General features: G+C 56.3%; 17 protein-coding genes. 13 read left to right on the top strand and 4 right to left on the bottom strand.

Annotated elements, in window-relative coordinates; translation table 11 throughout:
• From hyfF to focA, 7 genes are all read left to right on the top strand, one after another.
• Positions 1–1584 carry a hydrogenase 4 subunit F gene (hyfF, locus tag ACQ3G7_RS00560; RefSeq protein WP_430888467.1) on the top strand — a complete coding sequence of 528 codons (1584 nt, stop codon included), beginning with the start codon at positions 1–3 and terminating at the stop codon, positions 1582–1584.
• A 20-nt stretch (positions 1585–1604) separates the two neighbouring features.
• Positions 1605–3314 carry a hydrogenase large subunit gene (locus ACQ3G7_RS00555; protein WP_430888883.1) on the top strand — a complete coding sequence of 570 codons (1710 nt, stop codon included), beginning with the start codon at positions 1605–1607 and terminating at the stop codon, positions 3312–3314.
• Positions 3315–3325: 11 nt separating this feature from the next.
• Positions 3326–3874 (top strand): hydrogenase 4 subunit H, encoded by a 549-nt coding sequence (hyfH, locus tag ACQ3G7_RS00550; protein ID WP_263099837.1) that lies wholly within the window; start codon positions 3326–3328, stop codon positions 3872–3874.
• Positions 3871–4647 (top strand): NADH-quinone oxidoreductase subunit B family protein, encoded by a 777-nt coding sequence (locus tag ACQ3G7_RS00545; protein WP_430888466.1) that lies wholly within the window; start codon positions 3871–3873, stop codon positions 4645–4647. Before hyfH ends, ACQ3G7_RS00545 begins: the two co-directional genes overlap by 4 nt.
• Positions 4640–5053 (top strand): formate hydrogenlyase maturation HycH family protein, encoded by a 414-nt coding sequence (locus tag ACQ3G7_RS00540; protein ID WP_430888465.1) that lies wholly within the window; start codon positions 4640–4642, stop codon positions 5051–5053. The genes ACQ3G7_RS00545 and ACQ3G7_RS00540 overlap by 8 nt, the downstream gene beginning before the upstream one ends.
• 131 nt (positions 5054–5184) lie before the next feature.
• Positions 5185–7122 carry a sigma 54-interacting transcriptional regulator gene (locus tag ACQ3G7_RS00535; protein WP_430888464.1) on the top strand — a complete coding sequence of 646 codons (1938 nt, stop codon included), beginning with the start codon at positions 5185–5187 and terminating at the stop codon, positions 7120–7122.
• Between the two features lie 109 nt (positions 7123–7231).
• The gene (gene focA, locus ACQ3G7_RS00530; protein ID WP_263099833.1) at positions 7232–8089 is read left to right on the top strand and encodes a formate transporter FocA; all 858 of its coding nucleotides are present in this window, start codon (positions 7232–7234) and stop codon (positions 8087–8089) included.
• A 40-nt stretch (positions 8090–8129) separates the two neighbouring features.
• On the opposite strand, the gene ACQ3G7_RS00525 is transcribed toward focA, so the two are convergent.
• On the bottom strand, positions 8130–9191 hold the full coding sequence (locus ACQ3G7_RS00525; protein ID WP_430888463.1) for an AI-2E family transporter: 1062 nt from the start codon (positions 9189–9191) through the stop codon (positions 8130–8132).
• Between the two features lie 222 nt (positions 9192–9413).
• On the opposite strand from ACQ3G7_RS00525, the gene bepA reads away from it, so the two are divergent.
• Together bepA and arsC are read left to right on the top strand one after the other, a co-directional pair.
• Positions 9414–10877, top strand: coding sequence for a beta-barrel assembly-enhancing protease (bepA, locus tag ACQ3G7_RS00520; protein WP_430888462.1), 1464 nt, complete (start codon positions 9414–9416; stop codon positions 10875–10877).
• A gap of 12 nt (positions 10878–10889) precedes the next feature.
• A complete protein-coding gene (gene arsC / locus ACQ3G7_RS00515; protein WP_430888461.1) occupies positions 10890–11246 on the top strand; it encodes an arsenate reductase (glutaredoxin) in 357 nt (118 codons plus the stop codon).
• Between the two features lie 41 nt (positions 11247–11287).
• On the opposite strand, the gene ACQ3G7_RS00510 is transcribed toward arsC, so the two are convergent.
• From ACQ3G7_RS00510 to upp, 3 genes are all read right to left on the bottom strand, one after another.
• Positions 11288–11989: a DnaA inactivator Hda gene (locus tag ACQ3G7_RS00510; RefSeq protein ID WP_071889908.1), complete on the bottom strand. Its 702-nt coding sequence runs from the start codon at positions 11987–11989 to the stop codon at positions 11288–11290.
• A gap of 99 nt (positions 11990–12088) precedes the next feature.
• The gene (gene uraA / locus ACQ3G7_RS00505; RefSeq protein WP_263099829.1) at positions 12089–13375 is read right to left on the bottom strand and encodes a uracil permease; all 1287 of its coding nucleotides are present in this window, start codon (positions 13373–13375) and stop codon (positions 12089–12091) included.
• Positions 13376–13485: 110 nt separating this feature from the next.
• On the bottom strand, positions 13486–14112 hold the full coding sequence (gene upp / locus ACQ3G7_RS00500) for a uracil phosphoribosyltransferase (RefSeq protein ID WP_061493742.1): 627 nt from the start codon (positions 14110–14112) through the stop codon (positions 13486–13488).
• A gap of 234 nt (positions 14113–14346) precedes the next feature.
• On the opposite strand from upp, the gene purM reads away from it, so the two are divergent.
• From purM to ppx, 4 genes are all read left to right on the top strand, one after another.
• A complete protein-coding gene (gene purM, locus ACQ3G7_RS00495; protein WP_430888460.1) occupies positions 14347–15384 on the top strand; it encodes a phosphoribosylformylglycinamidine cyclo-ligase in 1038 nt (345 codons plus the stop codon).
• Positions 15381–16022 carry a phosphoribosylglycinamide formyltransferase gene (gene purN, locus ACQ3G7_RS00490; protein WP_430888459.1) on the top strand — a complete coding sequence of 214 codons (642 nt, stop codon included), beginning with the start codon at positions 15381–15383 and terminating at the stop codon, positions 16020–16022. The genes purM and purN overlap by 4 nt, the downstream gene beginning before the upstream one ends.
• Positions 16023–16287: 265 nt before the next feature.
• Positions 16288–18348, top strand: coding sequence for a polyphosphate kinase 1 (gene ppk1 / locus ACQ3G7_RS00485; RefSeq protein WP_430888458.1), 2061 nt, complete (start codon positions 16288–16290; stop codon positions 18346–18348).
• A gap of 3 nt (positions 18349–18351) precedes the next feature.
• Entirely contained in the window at positions 18352–19890 is a 1539-nt protein-coding gene (gene ppx / locus ACQ3G7_RS00480) for an exopolyphosphatase (protein WP_430888457.1), read from the top strand.

Genomic DNA, 19890 nt, shown 5'->3' with positions numbered 1-19890 from the left:
ATGAGTCATGCCTTGATGTTCACGCTGTTGCTGCTGACGCCACTGGTGGTCTCCGTGCTCTGTTTCGCCTGTCGCCTGAGCGGCGCAGCAGCCCGTAATCTGGTGACCACAGTGCACACGTTCGGGATCACCCTCCTGCTGTTTATCGCCCTGTGGACGGTGGCGGAAGCGGTGGGCGAAGGTGAAATTTTCGCGGCGCATCGCTGGCTGCACATTGACAGTCTCAGCGGGTTATTCCTGTCGTTGCTGGGTATTATCGGTTTTCTTACCGGTCTCTACTCCATTGGTTATATGCGCCATGAGGTGGACCACGGCGAAATCACCGTTCCCACGCTGTGCAACTATTACGGCTTCTTTCACCTGTTTCTGTTCACCATGTTGCTGGTGGTCACCAGCAATAACCTGATTGTGATGTGGGCAGCCATTGAAGCCACCACCCTCAGCTCTGCGTTTCTGGTGGGGATTTACGGTCAGCGTTCATCGCTGGAAGCCGCATGGAAATACATCATTATCTGTACCGTTGGCGTTGCGTTTGGCCTGTTCGGTACGGTGCTGGTTTATGCCAACGCCGCCAGTTTTATGGCGCAACCGGATCATGCGATTTTCTGGACCGAAGTGCTGAAAGAGAGCAGCAAACTGGACCCCACGTTAATGGTGCTGGCTTTCGTCTTTGTGCTGATTGGCTTCGGTACTAAAACCGGCCTGTTCCCGATGCACGCCTGGCTGCCGGATGCGCACAGTGAAGCGCCCAGCCCGGTCAGCGCCCTGCTGTCGGCGGTGTTGCTGAACTGCGCGCTACTGGTATTGATCCGTTATTACATCATCATCTGCCATGCGATTGGCGACACCTTCCCGAACAGGTTACTGCTGATATTTGGCATGCTGTCGGTGGCGGTGGCGGCCTTCTTTATCCTCGTGCAACAGGATATGAAACGCCTGCTGGCCTACTCCAGCGTCGAGAACATGGGGCTGGTGGCGGTGGCGCTGGGTATTGGCGGACCGCTCGGTATTCTGGCGGCACTGCTGCATACGCTGAACCACAGTCTGGCCAAAACGTTGCTGTTCTGCGGTTCAGGCAACGTGCTGTTGAAATACGGCACCCGCAACCTGGATGTGGTGTGCGGCATGCTAAAAGTGATGCCGTTTACGGCGGTACTGCTTGGCGGCGGCGCGCTGGCGCTGGGCGGTATGCCCCCCTTTAACATCTTTCTTAGCGAGTTTATGACCGTCACCGCAGGCCTGGCGGCAGAGCATCTGTTCGTCACCATCCTGCTGTTGCTGCTGCTTACGCTGGTGCTCGGCGGGTTGGTGCGCATGGTCGCCAAAGCGCTGTTCGCAACGCCGCCGCAGCAGGTCGTCACCGGTGAGCTCGGCTGGCTGACCACCCTGCCAATGGTGATTTTACTGGTGATGATGCTGGTGATGGGAACGCATATTCCGCAGCCGGTCAGCCGCTTACTGGCCAATGCCTCCACCATTGTTCTGTCCGGCAACGATCAACCATCCACCCAATTTAGCTGGCTGTGGGCCTCGTTTGAGACCACCGCCGCGCCCGTAACGTCACCGCGTGTTCAGGGAGAGTGAAAGTGAGTTATTTAGCCAGTGTGAGTCTGCAACAACCCCGCGGCACAGCCTGTCTTGCTGCATTAAAACAACAGTTCCCCGGCGCGGTGCTGGATGAAGAGCGTCAGACCTTTGAACAGGTCACCATTACAGTGAAACTCAATCTGTTGCCGGATATCGTGCACTACCTTTACTACCAGCATGATGGCTGGCTTCCGGTGCTGTTTGGTAATGATGAACGGACCCTGAACGGCCACTACGCGATCTATTACGCCCTGTCGATGGAAGGGGCGGAAAAGTGCTGGATCGTCGTCAAAGCGTTGGTGGATGCGCAAACCCGTGAGTTCCCGTCGGTTACGCCACGCGTACCGGCGGCGGTATGGGGCGAGCGCGAAATCCGCGATATGTACGGCCTGATCCCGGTGGGTCTGCCGGATCAGCGCAGGCTGGTACTGCCAGATGACTGGCCGGATGATTTGCATCCGCTGCGCAAAGACACCATGGATTACCGCCTGCGTCCGGAACCCACCAGCGAGACGGAAAACTACTCGTTTGTTAACGATGGCGGCAGCTCGGCGCGCATTGTCCCCATTGGTCCGCTGCACATTACCTCTGATGAACCCGGTCACTTTCGTCTGTTCGTTGACGGGGAACGGATTGTCGATGCCGACTACCGCCTGTTCTATGTGCACCGTGGCATGGAAAAACTGGCGGAAACCCGGATGGGCTATAACGAGGTCACGTTCCTCTCGGACAGGGTGTGCGGGATTTGCGGGTTTGCCCACAGCGTGGCCTATACCACCTCGGTGGAAAATGCTCTCGGCATCGTTGTGCCGCAACGTGCGCACACCATCCGCTCAGTGCTGCTGGAAGTGGAGCGCCTGCACAGCCATCTGCTGAATATCGGCCTTTCCAGCCACTTTGTCGGCTTCGATACCGGGTTTATGCAGTTTTTCCGCATCCGTGAAAAATCGATGACCATGGCGGAGTTGCTGACCGGCTCGCGTAAAACATACGGCCTTAACCTGATTGGCGGCATCCGTCGTGACATCCTGAAAGAGCAGCGCGTGAAGACCATTCAATTGGTGAAAGAGATGCGCGCGGAAGTCGCACAACTGGTGGATATGCTGCTCTCCACGCCCAACATGGCACAGCGCACCCAGGGCGTTGGCGTGCTTGATCGCCAGGTCGCGCGGGATTACAGCCCGGTCGGCCCGCTGATCCGCGGTAGCGGTTTTGCCCGCGATTTACGCTTCGACCACCCGTATGCCGACTATGGCAGCCTGCCCAAAACCCTGTTCACCTGGCCGGATGGCGACGTTTTCTCCCGCGTGATGGTGCGGGTCAAAGAGGTGTTCGACTCGCTTTCGATGATCGAGTTTGCCCTCGATAACCTGCCGGACACCCCGTTGCTGACAGAAGGCTTCAGCTATCAGCCGCATAAGTTCGCTCTCGGTTATGTTGAAGCGCCGCGTGGCGAAGATGTGCACTGGAGCATGCTGGGCGATAACCAGAAGCTGTATCGCTGGCGTTGCCGTGCGGCGACCTACGCCAACTGGCCGGTGCTGCGCTATATGCTGCGCGGCAATACCGTCTCCGATGCGCCGTTGATTATCGGCAGTCTCGATCCCTGTTACTCCTGTACCGACCGGGTCACGCTGGTCGACGTGCGCAAACGTAAATCGACCACGGTGCCCTATAAAGAGATCGAACGTTACGGCATTGAACGTCGCCATTCGCCGCTGAAGTAAGGAAAGAAACGATGCTGAAATTGTTGAAAACCATCCTCAGGGCGGGCGAAGTCACGGTGAAATACCCGTTCGCGCCGCTGGAGGTTTGCCCGGGATTTCGCGGTAAACCGGAGCTGGATCCCCAGCAGTGCATCGCCTGTGGTGCCTGCACGACCGCCTGCCCGGCGAATGCGCTGACCATGGAAACCCTCGCCGACGAGAACAGCCGCGTCTGGCAACTGTTTATTGGCCGCTGTATTTATTGCGGGCGCTGCGAAGAGGTGTGCCCGACGCGGGCTATCCACCTGTCTGAAGAGTTTGAACTGGCGGTCACCAACAAAGCGGATTTGTACGTGCGGGCCACCTTCCGCTTGCAGCACTGTAGCCGGTGCGGCGTGCCTTTCGCGCCGGAGAAATCCGTTGCGCTGGCGGTGGAGCTGCTGACCCTCAATCAGAATGCCCCTGAACTGGCCGACACGTTACGCGCTCAGGCCTGCATCTGCCCGGCGTGCCGACGCCGCGACGCGCTGGAGCATCGCGGCAGCGTCAACGTTCATTATTATCTTGAGGAGCAAGCATGAGTTCCGATCTCAAGGTGCTGACCCAGCATGTCAGCCAGCCGGTTCAGCTTGATGAGTCGGCGCAGAAAATCAAACAACTGCTGCTGCGCGATATCCAGCGTTCCGCCTATGTTTACCGCGTTGACTGCGGCGGCTGTAACGGCTGTGAAATCGAGATTTTCGCCGCCATCACCCCGCTGTTTGATGCGGAGCGCTTTGGTATCAAAGTGGTGGCGTCACCGCGCCACGCCGACATTTTGCTGTTTACCGGCGCAGTCACGCGCGCCATGCGCATGCCAGCTCTGCGCGCCTGGGAGGCCGCACCGGATCACAAAATCGCCATCTCTTACGGCGCATGCGGCGTGGGCGGCGGGATTTTTCACGATCTTTACTGCGTGTGGGGCGGCAGCGACACCATCGTGCCGATTGACGTGTGGATCCCCGGTTGCCCGCCCACCCCGGCGGCGACCATTCACGGTTTTGCGGTGGCATTGGGTTTGCTGGAGCAAAAACTGCACGCGGTTGACCACCAGCAAGCGGTCAATGAAGTCGCCAGCGTACGCTGGCCCTCCCTGCCGCTGGCGCTACGCGTGACTATGGAGAGAGAAGCGCGGCAACTGGCGGGATACCGGCAGGGGCGTGAAATCACCGATCGCCTGTTTACACTGTTGAGCAATGGCGATCCGAACCAGAGCACGGCACGCGTTAACGCCTGGCTTCAGCAGGCTGACGATCCGCGACTGACGGCGATTGTGCAGCAACTGATGCAGGTACTGGAGCGCAGCCATGTCTGACAATCCGGCAAAAGTGATGTTCTGGGCACTGCGGCAAAAGTTTGTCGATGACAGCGTGGAGCTGGAAGAGAAGAGTCGCCAGGTGATGTATTACTCGCTGGCGATTGGCCATCACGTCGGGGTGATTGATTGCCTGAATGTTGTGCTGGAGTGCCCGCTCACCGACTACCAGCAGTGGCTGACGCTGCTGGAAGAAGGGACCGCACGGCGCAAAATGCAGGGGCTGCTGACCTTTGGCGAAATCATCATAGACGCCAGCCACATTGACACGCTGGCACCCGCGTTTGCCGCACTGTCGAAAACCGCCGCCGAGCCGTGGCGGGGATGGAGCCTGCAAATACTGCAACATTTGCAGGATATGGCCCATGAGCCCGCGCTCTATCTGATGGTGCGGGTGCTCAATTAGAGGTATTCAGGCAATTAATGCCAGGACAATGACTTATACGTGAAGCTTGTAACACTACAAAAACAGGGGATATTGTACTATCCATACTCACTTTGAGGGATGGCAGGTAAATCTGGAAGGGCGACGTATCCATGATCTTACAAGATAATTTGCAGGCTTCACTACTTCGGGCATTTATCCCGCTGCCGCCCCCCTTCAGCCCCATCCAGTACATCGAATTATGTCTCAATAACACACACTTCTGGCGCTGCTTCGATGATGGCAGCGTCGAGTGCAGCGACCACGCCTACAACGGAAAAATCAGCGACAGTTCAGTACATATCGCCCTGCTCAATGAGCGCGAGGTGGTGGAGCTGCGTTTTGTGCGCACCGACAACGGCGTGTTTAATGACGCCGACAACGCCATGTTCGCATGGCTGGCGCGGCTGGCGACCCAGGCACTGGAAGAGCAGTGCGCCCGCGAGCAACTGAGCCAGTCGGTTGCACAACTCCAGGAGGAGCGCGATCACGACCGGGTGCTGGTGGATATCACCAACTCGGTGTTGTCGCATCTCGATCTCGACGAACTGGTTGCTGATGTCTCCCGGGAGATCCACCGTTTTTTCGGTATTGATAACGTCCGTATCGTCCTGCGCGACACCCTGCATGCGCGCCAGTTGATCTGCCATGCCACCCACTTTCCCACCTGCCCGCCGGGTACCGAACAGTTCCCGCTGCGCAATGAAAGTCCGTTGCTGCTGGCGGCATTAAACGATCATCGCAGCGCATTACTGCGCCGGGAGCAGGATGAAGCGCTCTGGCAAAACGATCCGGTATTACAGCAACTGGCGGTTCAGGAACTGGACGCTGCGCTGATTTTACCGTTGGCGTTCAGCCATAAATCCACCGGCGTCCTGCTGTTGTCGCATCGGGATAGCAGCGTTTTTAATGAGCAAAACTGTCGATTGCTGCAACAGATCGCCGACAGAATTGGCATCGCCGTCGATAATGCCGACGCGTATCGCCAGGTCACGCATCTGAAAGAGAATCTGAACAGTGAAAACCGTAAGCTGAACGAGCAGATCTTCTCCAGCCAGAGCTTCGGCGACATCATTTACCAGAGCGATGCGATGCGCGACGTGCTCCAGCAGGTCAACATTGTGGCTTTGAGCGACAGCACCGTATTGATCCTCGGCGAAACAGGAACAGGCAAAGAGATCATCGCCCGCGCCCTGCATCAGATGAGCCCACGTAAAGACAAACCGCTGGTGAAAATAAACTGCGCCGCCATTCCCGCCAGCCTGCTGGAAAGCGAGCTGTTCGGTCACGACAAAGGGGCGTTTACCGGCGCGATAAATGCCCACCGCGGGCGTTTTGAAATGGCCGATGAGGGGACGCTGTTTCTGGATGAAATTGGCGATATGCCCCTCGAACTGCAACCGAAGCTGCTGCGTGTCTTACAGGAGCGGGAGATCGAACGCATTGGCGGCACCCGCACCATTCCGGTTAACGTACGGGTGATTGCCGCCACCAACCGCGACCTGCGCCAGATGGTGATTGACCGGGAGTTTCGCAACGATCTCTTCTACCGTCTGAACGTGTTCCCGCTGGTGCTGCCGCCCTTGCGTGAGCGCCCGGACGACATTCCCCTGCTGGCGCGTTACTTCACACAAAAACTGGCGCGCCGCTTAAACCGCACCATCGACACCATTCCTCCGGACACGATGCGCCAGCTGATGCGCTATGAGTGGCCGGGCAACGTGCGCGAGCTGGAAAATGTGATTGAACGCGCCGTACTGCTGGCGCGCGACAATACCCTGAGCCTGCATCTGCATGCCCAACCGGTCAGCATGGTGCAACCTGTGGCGCACGATCCGTTCCCGTTTACCCTGCCGAAAGTGGCGGAGATGATGCACCCGGAGCCGCCGGAAAATGACGAAGAAGAACGCCAGCGGATCATCCAGGTGCTGCGCGAAACCAACGGTATTGTCGCCGGGCCGCGCGGTGCCGCCTCGAAACTCGGAATGAAACGCACTACCCTGTTATCCCGCATGCAGCGCCTCGGTATTGCCGTGCGCGAAGTGCTGTAACCCTTCTTTCTTTATGTGAAGCCGTTAACAATCTCCCGATTGCCGCTGGTATGCGCTATGCATATGACCGCGGGTATCTCACTTATGTGCATTGAATCAGGAGAATCAAATGGATACCGGCAACGCGTTTGACCTGCGACTTCCTGCGGAAATGGCAAAAGTCGCCGAACAATCTGGTCTGTATAAAGTCACTAAAAAGAAAGAGCTGTCGTTTTTTCTCGCGGTCACGGCAGGGGTATTTATCTCGATTGCGTTTGTGTTTTATATCACCGTCACCAGCGGGCCGGCCCCGGCCAGTGCGCTGGCAAAACTGGCGGGCGGACTCTGTTTTTCTCTCGGATTAATTCTGGTGGTGGTCTGTGGCGCTGACCTGTTTACCTCCACCGTGCTGACGGTAATGGCAAAAGCCAGTGGGCTGGTGAGCTGGCGGCAACTGATCACCAACTGGATCATCGTCTATTTTGGCAACCTGACAGGCGCACTGTTTTTTGTCGCGCTGATTTGGTTTGCCGGTCAGACCATGAGCGGCAACGGGCTATGGGGACTGAATGTGTTGCAAACCGCCGATCATAAAATGCACCACACCTTTATTGAAGCGGTCTGCCTGGGGACGCTGTGCAATTTGATGGTCTGCCTGGCGGTGTGGATGAGTTACTCCGGCCATACGCTCACGGATAAAGTAATGGCGATGCTGTTGCCGATCGGCATGTTTGTCGCCAGCGGTTTTGAGCACAGTATCGCCAATATGTTTCTGATCCCGCTGGCGATCATCATTCGCTATTTTGCGCCGGAGGGCTTCTGGAGCGCCGTACATACCTCGCCGGATAACTTCCCGGCGCTGACCGTCGGCAACTTTATTACTGCCAATCTGATCCCGGTGACTATCGGGAATATTATCGGTGGGGGGCTGCTGGTGGGCATCACCTACTGGATTATCTATCTGCGCAATCAGAACGCTGCACATTAAGCCAATGACCGGGCGGCGCTGCGTGTACCGCCCGGCATCGTCACTCTTCGATAGCCGGTGAGTCCGGCCAGGCGTGGATCACCGCCTTGATCAGCGTGGCGAGAGGAATGGCGAAAAATACGCCCCAGAATCCCCACAGTCCGCCGAAAATGATCACCGACAGGATGATCACCAACGGGTGCAAGTTGACCGCTTCAGAGAACAGCACCGGCACCAGCAGGTTGCCGTCCAGTCCCTGGATAATTAAATAGACCGCGAAACAGCTCCAGAACTCGGTGCCCAGGCCAAACTGGAACAGCGCCACGCCAACGACCGGAATGGTCACCACAAACGCGCCAATGTAAGGGATCAGTACCGAGAACCCCACCAGCACCGCCAGCAACAATGAGTAGTTGAGGCCAAACAGGATAAAGCCAATCCAGGTGGCGACACCGACCACCACCATCTCCAGCACTTTACCGCGGATATAGTTGGTGATCTGCTGGTTCATCTCCTTCCATACCTGCCCCGCCAGCCCGCGGTTGCGCGGCAATATACGGCGTACGGCATTCAGTAACTGCTCTTTGTCTTTGACGAGGAAGAAGACCATTAACGGCACCAGTACCAGGTATACCGCCAGCGTTAGCAGCCCGACCAGTGAGGCAAGGGAGTATTTCACCACCGAGTCGCCCATGGTCAGCATGCGCGAACGCATATTCTCCGCCATCGCATCGATAATGCCGGCATCCATCAACGCCGGGTAACGACGCGGCAGGGTCGCGGCAAAATCAGAGAGTTTGTTCAACATGCCGGGCATGTCACGGATCAGATTGATGCCCTGCTGCCAGGCTACGGGCATGACCACAAACGCCATCACCAGCAGAATGCCGACAAACATCATCAACACCAGGGTGGCGGCAAAGCTGCGCGAACAGCCGATGCGTTGCAGACGTGCGGTGGGCCACTCCAGCAGATACGCTATCACCAGCGCCATCAGCAGGGGCGCAAGCAGGCCGCTAAAAAAGAAGAGGATACAGAAACCCGCAAGGAGAATGACCAGCAGTGCAATCGCCTCCGGATCGCTAAAACGGCGGCGATACCACTGCATCAACATTTCGAGCATAACGTTTTTTCTTGAGCCTCTTTGGCGGGAGTTAAGGAGTGGAATTGTATCGAAATGTCACAAAAAAGACTTCGCTTTTCGTATCCTTTCGGGGAAACATAACATTCTGCTGAATGGGATTTTCTTCACCCGCCAACGCGGCTACACTCGCAAAGCGGGAAACCCGGAACGAAGACCCCGAACACCGGTCATAATACTACCCCCCAAATACAGGAAGAGGTTATGTTCAGGCAGTTGAAACGCACGCTGGTCGCCACCCTTATTGCTGCACTCGCCTCAGGCCCGATGACAATGGCGTTTGCGGATTCGGCAGACAGCCTGCCGGATATGGGAACGTCCGCCGGAAGCACGCTCTCCATTGGTCAGGAGATGCAAATGGGCGACTACTATGTTCGCCAGTTGCGAGGCAGCGCACCGCTGATTAACGACCCGCTGCTGGTCCAGTACATCAACGGGCTGGGGATGCGGCTGGTAGCCCATGCGGATTCGGTAAAAACGCCCTTCCATTTTTATCTCGTCAATAACGACGAAATCAACGCCTTCGCCTTTTTTGGCGGCAACGTGGTGCTGCACTCCGCCCTGTTCCGCTACGCGGACAACGAGAGCCAGCTCGCGTCGGTGATGGCGCACGAAATTTCTCACGTTACGCAACGCCACCTGGCGCGCGCGATGGAAGATCAAAAACGCAGCGCGCCGTTGACGTGGGCCGGGGCGCTCGGCTCGATTCTGCTGGCAATGGCCAACCCGCAAGCCGGGATGGCAGCGTTAACCGGTACGCTGGCGGGTACGCAGCAAGGGATGATCAGCTTTACTCAGCAGAACGAACAGGAAGCGGACCGTATCGGGATTCAGGTGCTGCAACGCGCCGGTTTCGATCCACAGGCGATGCCCACCTTTCTGGAGAAACTCCTCGACCAGTCGCGTTACTCCACCCGTCCGCCGGAAATTCTGCTGACCCACCCCTTACCGGAAAGCCGTCTCTCGGATGCCCGCAACCGCGCCAACCAGATGCGTCCGGTGGTGGTGCAATCCTCCGAGGCGTTTTATATGGCGAAAGCCAGGGCGCTGGGGATGTACAATTCCGGGCGCAATCAGTTGACCAGCGACCAGCTTGACGCTTGGGCGAAAGGCAACGTGCGCGAGCAGCGCGCCGCACAATATGGCCGGGCGTTGCAGGCGATGGATGCGAAAAACTACGCTGATGCCGCCAAAAACCTGCAACCGCTGCTCAGCGCCGATCCTGACAATGCCTGGTTCCTCGACCTGGCGACCGACATCGATTTAGGCCAGCACAAAAGCGCCGATGCCATCAAGCGTCTGAACGCTGCCCGCGAGCTGAAAACCAACCCGGTATTGCAGCTCAACCTGGCGAATGCCTGGCTCGAAGGCGGTCAACCCGCAGAAGCGGAGCGCATCCTGAACCGTTATACCTTCAGTAATAAAGAGGATGTGAACGGCTGGGATTTGCTGGCGCAGACCGAAGCTGCGCTGAATCATCGCGATCAGGAGCTTGCTGCACGGGCGGAAGGTCTGGCGCTGGTGGGCAAACTGGATCAGGCGATAAGCTTACTGAGCAACGCCAGCGCACAGGTGAAACTCGGCAGCCTGCAACAGGCGCGTTACGATGCGCGAATTGATCAGCTACGGCAGATGCAGCAGCGTTTCAAACCGTATCAGAAGATGTAATAAGGAGAAAAGATGTCAGACGGCGTACAAATTTACCATAACCCGCGTTGCTCAAAGAGCCGTGAGACGCTGAACCTGCTGAAAGAAAACGGCGTGGAGCCGGATGTGGTGCTCTACCTGGAAACGCCGCCGGATGCGGCAACCGTGCGCACGTTATTGCAGATGTTGGGGATGTCCAGCGCGCGGGAACTGATGCGGACAAAAGAAGATCTTTATAAAGAATTGAAGCTTGGCGACAGCACGCTTGCAGAGGAAGACCTGGTGCAGGCGCTGGTGGAGAATCCGAAGCTGATTGAACGCCCGATTGTGATTGCCAACGGCAAAGCGCGCATTGGTCGCCCGCCGGAGCAGGTACTGGCGATTTTATAACAGGCACAGGCCGGAGGGGGTTGTCTTTATCCGGCCTGGTATTACAGCTTGAGGATCTCTTTCACGAACGGAATGGTCAGCTTGCGCTGCGCGGTAATGGACGCGCGATCCAGTTCGTTCAGCGTATCAAACAGGGTACGCATTTCCCGATCCAGCCGCTTGAGCAGAAAACGGCCCACGTCTTCCGGCAGTTCAAAACCGCGTAAGCGAGCACGCAACTGCAATGCCTGCAATTTATCTTCATCAGAAAGCGGTTGCAGCTTGTAGATTTGCCCCCAGTCCAGCCGTGAAGCCAGATCCGGCAGCCCGAGATTAAGCTGGCGCGGAGGACGATCGCCGGTGATCAACAACCGGGTTTTCCCCGACTCCAGAATGCGGTTATAGAGGTTGAAGATCGCCATCTCCCACAGCTCATCGCCAGCGACGCATTCGATATTGTCGATGCAGACCAGCGAAAGCTGTTCCATCCCTTCCAGCACGTCCGGCACAAACCAGGTACGCTTATCCAGCGGCACGTAGCCCACAGCATCGCCGCGCTGGGAGAGTTCGGCACAGGCGGCATGCAGCAAATGGCTACGCCCCGCGCCTTCACGCGACCAGATATAGATGTATCCGCTATGCGCCTGGCGCAAAACGTTTTGCAACGCCGCCAGTAAAGAGGGGTTATCACCCGGCCAGAAACTCGCGAAGGTTTCGTCATCGGGTAAATATAATGGCAGGGAGAGCTGTGCCGGTGTGTTCAGAGGGACCTCAACAGGGCTTACAAAAAACGCAGTGAGTTTATCATAAAATCCCGTTCGGTTTGAACCGGGCGCGAAACCCGGCTCAAACCCACATAAAAATTACTTCGTTACGTCACTGTCAGGCGCATCCAGCACCACTTCTTCCGGGCGCAGCACGCTAATCAGTTTGAAGATCAGGCTCAGACAGATACCCACAATGGTCGCCAGCGCCATGCCTTTCAGCTCCGCCGCACCAATGTGCACTTTCGCCCCGCTCACACCAATAATCAGGATCACGGACGTCAGGATCAGGTTTTGCGCTTTGCTGTAATCCACTTTGGATTCGATCAGCACGCGGATACCGGACGCGCCGATAACCCCGTACAGCAGCAGCGAAACGCCGCCCATTACCGGTACCGGGATGATCTGGATAGCCGCCGCCAGTTTGCCCACGCAAGAGAGCAGAATAGCGATAATCGCCGCACCGCCAATCACCCAGGTGCTGTACACACGGGTGATGGCCATCACGCCGATGTTCTCACCATAGGTGGTGTTCGGCGTGGAGCCGAAGAAGCCGGAGATCATGGTAGACAGACCGTTGGCAAACATCGAGCGGTGCAGGCCCGGGTCGCGAATCAGATCTTTTTTGATGATATTCGCCGTGACCACCAGGTGACCCACGTGCTCGGCAATCACCACCAGCGCCGCAGGCAGAATGGTGAAAATCGCAAACCACTCAAAACGCGGGGTGTAGAAGGTCGGCAGCGCGAACCAGTGTGCCTGCGCAATCGGCGTGGTATCAACAACGCCCATCGCGAAGGAGAGCGCGTAGCCCGCCAGCACGCCAATCAAAATCGGGATAATGGCCATAAAGCCGCGGAACAGCACGGAGCCAAACACCGTCACGCCCAGTGTCACCAGCGAGATGATCACGGTTTTGGAATCCGCAGACTGCCCTTCTGCTGGCAGCAGACCGGCCATGTTCGCCGCCACGCCCGCCAGCTCCAGACCGATGACCGCAACGATTGCGCCCATCGCCGCAGGCGGGAACATCACGTCCAGCCAGCCGGTGCCTGCTTTTTTCACAATAAAGGAGACCAGGCAGAACAGCACGCCGCACATGATAAAACCGCCAAGCGCCACTTCGTAGCCCAGCGGCAACAGCAGCAGCACCGGTGAGATAAAGGCGAAGCTGGAGCCTAAGTACGCCGGAATTTTCCCTTTGCAAATAAAGATGTACAGCAGTGTCCCGATACCGTTAAACAGCAGCACGGTGGCCGGGTTAATGTGAAACAGGATTGGCACCAGCACGGTTGCGCCAAACATGGCGAACAAGTGCTGTAGACTAAGCGGGATGGTCTGCAAAAGCGGTGGTCTTTCACTTACCCCGATAGCACGGCGCGTCATAGTGTTTTCCTCTGAGTGTTGTTGTTTATCTCCCCGTCCTTAACGGCGGGCAGTGTTTTGAATCCCAAAAAAAAGCCGACTATCAAAGTCGGCTTTCGATTTTTAAGCAATTACTTCGTACCAAAGATTTTATCGCCGGCATCGCCGAGGCCCGGAATAATGTATCCGTGCTCGTTGAGGCCCTTATCGATCGACGCGGTGTACAGTTCCACGTCCGGGTGCGCTTTTTCCAGCGCCGCCAGACCTTCCGGCGCAGCAACCAGCACAAGCACTTTGATGCTGTGGCAGCCCGCCTTTTTCAGCAGGTCAATCGTGGCGATCATCGAACCGCCGGTTGCCAGCATCGGGTCAACCACCAGCGCCATACGCTCGTCGATATTGGACACCAGTTTCTGGAAGTACGGCACCGGCTCCAGCGTCTCTTCGTTACGGTAGATGCCGACCACGCTGATGCGCGCGCTCGGTACGTGCTCCAGCACGCCTTCCATCATGCCCAGACCTGCGCGCAGGATTGGCACAACGGTGATTTTCTTCCCTTTAATTTGCTCAACCTGGACCGGGCCGTTCCAGCCTTCGATGGTCACTTTTTCCGTTTCGAGGTCCGCAGTCGCTTCATAGGTCAGCAGGCTGCCCACTTCCGAGGCGAGTTCACGAAAGCGTTTGGTGCTGATGTCGTTCTCTCGCATCAGACCCAGCTTGTGTTTGACGAGTGGGTGTTTTACTTCCACGATCTTCATACTCTTCTCCTTTCCCCAGACAGGTGGCAGCCACAAAAAAAATCGCCGGATTATACCGCTTTTTTTCCGTTGCGCTACAGGCAGGCGCTTGATCACGATCAATCAGACTGGAAAAGAGTATATCGTAAGAATCCTCAGCGCCCTGAAATAATGGACTCGCAAACGTTTGCCTTGGCTGTTAGAATTGCGCCGAATTTTATTTCTACCGCAAGTAAACGCGTGGGGACTGAAGCAGTGACCGATAAAACCTCTCTCAGCTACAAAGATGCCGGTGTTGATATCGACGCGGGCAATGCTCTGGTTGACCGAATCAAAGGCGTGGTGAAGAAAACCCGCCGCCCGGAAGTCATGGGCGGTCTGGGCGGCTTCGGCGCGCTGTGCGCTCTGCCGCAAAAATATCGTGAGCCAGTACTGGTTTCCGGCACTGACGGCGTGGGCACCAAGCTGCGTCTGGCGATGGATCTGAAACGTCACGACACCATTGGCGTCGACCTGGTGGCGATGTGCGTAAACGACCTGGTGGTACAGGGTGCAGAGCCGTTGTTCTTCCTGGATTATTACGCAACCGGCAAGCTGGATGTCGATACAGCGGCCAGCGTGATCAACGGCATCGCTGAAGGTTGCCTGCAATCCGGTTGTGCGCTGGTCGGCGGTGAAACAGCAGAAATGCCGGGCATGTATCACGGTGAAGATTACGACGTGGCCGGTTTCTGTGTCGGCGTGGTGGAAAAGTCAGAAATCATCGACGGTTCAAAAGTGACCGACGGTGATGTGCTGGTAGCACTGGCCTCCAGCGGTCCGCATTCCAACGGTTACTCACTGGTGCGCAAAGTGATCGAAGTGAGCGGTTGCGATCCGCAAACAACGCAGCTTGAAGGCAAACCGCTGGCCGATCACCTGCTGGAACCGACGCGCATTTATGTGAAATCGGTGCTGGAGCTGATTGCAAACGTGGATGTACACGCCATTGCGCACCTGACCGGCGGCGGCTTCTGGGAGAACATCCCGCGCGTACTGCCAGACAACACCCAGGCGGTGATCGACGAGTCATCCTGGCAGTGGCCGGCAGTATTTAACTGGTTGCAGAGCGCGGGCAACGTCAGCCGTCATGAAATGTATCGCACCTTTAACTGCGGCGTCGGGATGGTGATTGCGCTGCCAGCGGCTGAAGCAGATAAAGCCATCGCATTACTGAACGCTAAAGGTGAAAACGCGTGGAAAATCGGTATCATCAACGCATCCGATTCCAGTGAGCGCGTGGTCATTGAATGAAAAATATCGTGGTGCTGATTTCCGGTAACGGAAGCAATTTGCAGGCAATTATTGATGCCTGCAAACAGAAGAAAATCAACGGCACCCTGCGGGCGGTATTCAGTAATAAGGCCGATGCGTTCGGCCTTGAACGTGCGCGGGAAGCAGCGATTCCCGCACATGCCCTCACTGCTGACCAGTTCGCCAGTCGTGATGCGTTCGATCGCGAACTGATGCTGGAAATCGACGCCTATGCGCCGGATCTGGTGGTGCTGGCGGGTTATATGCGCATCCTCAGTCCGGCATTTGTCTCCCACTACGCCGGGCGTCTGTTGAATATCCACCCTTCCCTGCTGCCGAAATATCCCGGTCTGCATACGCACCGTCAGGTACTGGAAAACGGCGATGAAGAGCATGGCACCACCGTGCATTTTGTCACCGATGAGCTGGACGGCGGCCCGGTGATTTTGCAGGCAAAAGTGCCGGTGTTCGATGGTGATACAGAAGAGGAGATCACCGCACGTGTTCAGGCGCAGGAACATGCCATTTACCCGTTGGTGGTGAGCTGGTTTGTCGACGGTCGCCTGAAGATGGAAAACAACGCCGCCTGGCTGGATGGCGTCTGCTTACCACCGCAGGGCTATGCGGCTGACGAATAATTTCTCTGCTACATCACTTATGCCGGATGGTGTCTCCGTCTTATCCGGCTTGTTTATCCCTTCCCCGCTGTATTTTCATCACCTTAGGTCAGAAAACAGAATACTGTCATACTTTTTTGGCACAGTTGGACATCTGGTGGCAAAGCTCGCCATAATAAGTTGTGTCATACGAAGGAACGCCAGCAACGTTCACCTGTAAGTCGGGACGCCGCGAGAGCGAGATGGACTTGCTGTGTCCCGAGATTGAACCGGAGTGTAAACAGGAATGGGTCAGGAAAAGTTATATCTCGAAAAAGAACTAAGCTGGTTGTGCTTCAATGAACGCGTTCTCCAGGAAGCCGCAGACAAGAGTAACCCGCTGATCGAGCGCATGCGTTTTTTGGGGATCTATTCCAATAACCTCGATGAATTCTATAAAGTGCGTTTTGCAGAGCTGAAACGCCGGCTGATCATCAGTGAAGAGCAAGGCCTTCCCACTAATTCGCGTCATCTGCTGGGGAAAATTCAGTCCCGCGTACTGAAAGCCGACCAGGAGTTCGACAGCCTGTACAACGATCTGCTGCTGGAAATGGCGCGTAATCAGATCTTCCTGATCAACGAACGCCAGCTTTCGCAAAACCAGCAGAGCTGGCTGCGTAACTACTTTAAACAGTACCTGCGCCAGCACATCACCCCGACGCTTATCAACCGCGAAACCAATCTGGTGCGCTTCCTGAAGGATGATTACACCTATCTGGCGGTGGAGATCATTCGTGGCGACAATATTCGTTATGCGTTGCTGGAGATCCCGTCGGACAAGGTTCCGCGCTTTGTTAACCTGCCGCCGGAAACGCCGCGCCGTCGTAAACCGATGATCCTGCTGGATAACATCCTGCGCTACTGCCTGGATGATATTTTCAAAGGCTTCTTTGATTACGACACTCTCAACGCCTACTCGATGAAGATGACCCGTGACGCCGAATACGATCTGGTGCACGAGATGGAATCAAGCCTGATGGAGCTGATGTCCTCCAGCCTGAAGCAGCGACTGACCGCAGAACCGGTGCGTTTTGTTTATCAGCGCGACATGCCGGATGCGATGGTGGAAATGCTGCGTGAGAAACTGACCATCTCCCGCTATGACTCCATTATTCCTGGCGGGCGTTACCACAACTTTAAAGACTTTATTGGCTTCCCGAACGTCGGCAAATCCAACCTGGTCAATAAACCGCTGCCGCGCCTGCGCCATCTCTGGTTCGATAAATTCCGTAACGGTTTTGATGCCATTCGCGAACGCGATGTGCTGCTCTACTACCCGTATCACACGTTTGAGCACGTGCTGGAGCTGCTGCGTCAGGCGTCGTTCGACCCGAGCGTGCTGGCGATAAAAATCAATATTTACCGCGTGGCGAAAGACTCGCGCATTATTGACTCCATGATCCACGCCGCCCATAACGGCAAGAAAGTGACAGTGGTGGTGGAGCTGCAAGCGCGTTTTGATGAAGAGGCGAACATCCACTGGGCCAAACGCCTGACCGAAGCGGGTGTGCAGGTTATCTTCTCCGCGCCGGGCTTAAAAATTCACGCCAAACTGTTCCTGATCTCCCGTATGGAAGGGGAAGAGGTGGTGCGTTATGCCCACATCGGTACCGGGAACTTTAACGAAAAAACCGCGCGGCTTTATACCGACTATTCGCTGATCACCGCCGATGCACGCATTACCAATGAAGTACGCCGGGTGTTTAACTTTATTGAAAACCCGTATCGCCCGGTTAACTTTGAGTATCTGCTGGTCTCGCCACAGAACTCTCGTCGCCTGTTGTATGACATGATCGATACCGAGATTGCCAACGCACAAGAGGGCAAACCGTCGGGGATTACGCTGAAGCTGAATAACCTGGTGGACAAAGGACTGGTAGACAGACTGTATGCCGCCTCCAGTTCCGGTGTGCCGGTGAACCTGCTGGTGCGAGGAATGTGTTCGCTGATCCCGGATCTCGAAGGCATCAGCGAAAATATTCGCGTAACCAGCATTGTTGACCGTTATCTTGAGCACGATCGCATCTATATTTTTGAGAACGGCGGCGATAAGCAAGTCTATCTTTCTTCCGCTGACTGGATGACGCGTAACATCGATTACCGTATTGAAGTGGCGGCGCCGCTGCTCGATCCGCGCCTTAAACAGCGCGTTCTGGATATCATCGATTTGCTTTTAGGTGATACCGTGAAAGCCAGGTATATCGATAAAGAACTGAGTAATCGCTATGTGCCGCGCGGCAACCGCCGTAAAGTACGCGCACAACTGGCGATTTACGACTACATCAAATCACTCGAACAGCCCGACTAATCTATGCCGATACAAGAGAAGACACCACGACCGGAAGAGTTTGCTGCGGTCGATTTGGGTTCCAACAGTTTCCACATGGTGATAGCACGTGTGGTGGACGGCGCCATGCAGATCATTGGTCGCCTTAAGCAACGCGTTCATCTGGCGGATGGACTGGACAGCAATAACATGCTGAGTGAAGAGGCCATCGAGCGCGGGCTGGCCTGCCTGTCGCTTTTTGCCGAACGCTTGCAGGGTTTCGATCCCTCGAGCGTTTGCATCGTCGGCACGCACACTCTGCGCCAGGCGTTGAATGCCACCGATTTTCTCAAACGCGCCGAGAAAGTGATCCCCTACCCGATTGAGATCATTTCGGGCAATGAAGAAGCCCGTTTGATTTTTATGGGCGTAGAGCACACGCAACCGGAAAAAGGCCGCAAACTGGTGATCGATATCGGCGGCGGCTCGACGGAGCTGGTGATCGGTGAAGATTTCGAACCCAAACTGGTTGAAAGCCGCCGGATGGGCTGTGTCAGTTTCGCGCAAATGTATTTCCCCGGCGGCGGCATTAACGGCGAAAATTTCCGCCGCGCGCGCATGGCGGCTACGCAAAAGCTGGAATCGCTGGCGTGGCAGTTCCGTATTCAGGGCTGGAATGTGGCGCTTGGCGCATCCGGCAGCATTAAAGCTGCCCATGAAGTGCTGCTGGCCTCCGGCGAGAAAGATGGCATTATCACCCCGGAACGTCTGGAAAAACTGGTCGCTGAAGTACTGAAGTATAAAAACTTCGCCGAACTCAGCCTGCCAGGGCTTTCCGAAGAGCGCAAAGCGGTGTTTGTGCCGGGCCTGGCGATTCTGTGTGGCGTATTCGATGCGCTGGCTATCCGTGAGCTGCGCCTGTCCGACGGCGCGCTGCGTGAAGGCGTGCTGTATGAGATGGAAGGCCGTTTCCGTCACCAGGACATTCGCAGCCGCACGGCACAGAGCCTTGCCAGCCAGTACAATATTGACCGCGAACAGGCGCGTCGCGTGCTGGAAACCACTACCCTGATGTACGATCAGTGGCAGGCGCAAAACCCGAAGCTCGCCAACCCACAACTGGCGGCGCTGCTGAAGTGGGCGGCGATGCTGCACGAGGTGGGGCTGAACATTAACCACAGCGGCATGCATCGCCATTCCGCGTACATTCTGCAAAACAGTGACTTGCCGGGCTTTAACCAGGAGCAGCAACTGATGATGGCGACGCTGGTTCGCTGCCATCGTAAAGGGATCAAGCTCGACGAGTTGCCGCGGTTTACGCTGTTCAAGAAGAAGCAGTATTTGCCGCTGGTGCAGATTTTACGTCTGGGCGTGTTGCTGAATAACCAGCGCCAGGCGACCACCACACCGCCGACGCTGCACCTGAAAACCGATGACAATCACTGGACGCTCAGTTTCCCGTATGACTGGTTCAGCCAGAATGCACTGGTGCTGCTCGATCTGGAAAAAGAGCAGGAATACTGGGAAGCCGTAACCGGCTGGCGGTTGAAAATCGAAGAAGAGCAGTCTGACGTGGCGGCCTGA

The organism is Kosakonia sp. N21 (assembly GCF_050587465.1).
GTDB lineage: Bacteria > Pseudomonadota > Gammaproteobacteria > Enterobacterales > Enterobacteriaceae.
Note: the sequence above shows the minus strand (reverse complement) of the source record. Positions and strands in the feature narration are given on the sequence as shown.

Bases quoted from the DNA above. Each gene is read 5' to 3' on its own strand.
- ACQ3G7_RS00545 (WP_430888466.1), top strand. From the start codon at position 3,871: ATGAGTTCCGATCTCAAGGTGCTGACCCAGCATGTCAGCCAGCCGGTT.
- arsC (WP_430888461.1), top strand. From the start codon at position 10,890: ATGTCAGACGGCGTACAAATTTACCATAACCCGCGTTGCTCAAAGAGC.
- hyfH (WP_263099837.1), top strand. From the start codon at position 3,326: ATGCTGAAATTGTTGAAAACCATCCTCAGGGCGGGCGAAGTCACGGTG.
- ACQ3G7_RS00540 (WP_430888465.1), top strand. From the start codon at position 4,640: ATGTCTGACAATCCGGCAAAAGTGATGTTCTGGGCACTGCGGCAAAAG.
- uraA (WP_263099829.1), bottom strand. From the start codon at position 13,375: ATGACGCGCCGTGCTATCGGGGTAAGTGAAAGACCACCGCTTTTGCAG.
- upp (WP_061493742.1), bottom strand. From the start codon at position 14,112: ATGAAGATCGTGGAAGTAAAACACCCACTCGTCAAACACAAGCTGGGT.
- focA (WP_263099833.1), top strand. From the start codon at position 7,232: ATGGATACCGGCAACGCGTTTGACCTGCGACTTCCTGCGGAAATGGCA.
- bepA (WP_430888462.1), top strand. From the start codon at position 9,414: ATGTTCAGGCAGTTGAAACGCACGCTGGTCGCCACCCTTATTGCTGCA.
- ppx (WP_430888457.1), top strand. From the start codon at position 18,352: ATGCCGATACAAGAGAAGACACCACGACCGGAAGAGTTTGCTGCGGTC.
- ppk1 (WP_430888458.1), top strand. From the start codon at position 16,288: ATGGGTCAGGAAAAGTTATATCTCGAAAAAGAACTAAGCTGGTTGTGC.
- hyfF (WP_430888467.1), top strand. From the start codon at position 1: ATGAGTCATGCCTTGATGTTCACGCTGTTGCTGCTGACGCCACTGGTG.
- ACQ3G7_RS00525 (WP_430888463.1), bottom strand. From the start codon at position 9,191: ATGCTCGAAATGTTGATGCAGTGGTATCGCCGCCGTTTTAGCGATCCG.
- ACQ3G7_RS00535 (WP_430888464.1), top strand. From the start codon at position 5,185: ATGATCTTACAAGATAATTTGCAGGCTTCACTACTTCGGGCATTTATC.
- purN (WP_430888459.1), top strand. From the start codon at position 15,381: ATGAAAAATATCGTGGTGCTGATTTCCGGTAACGGAAGCAATTTGCAG.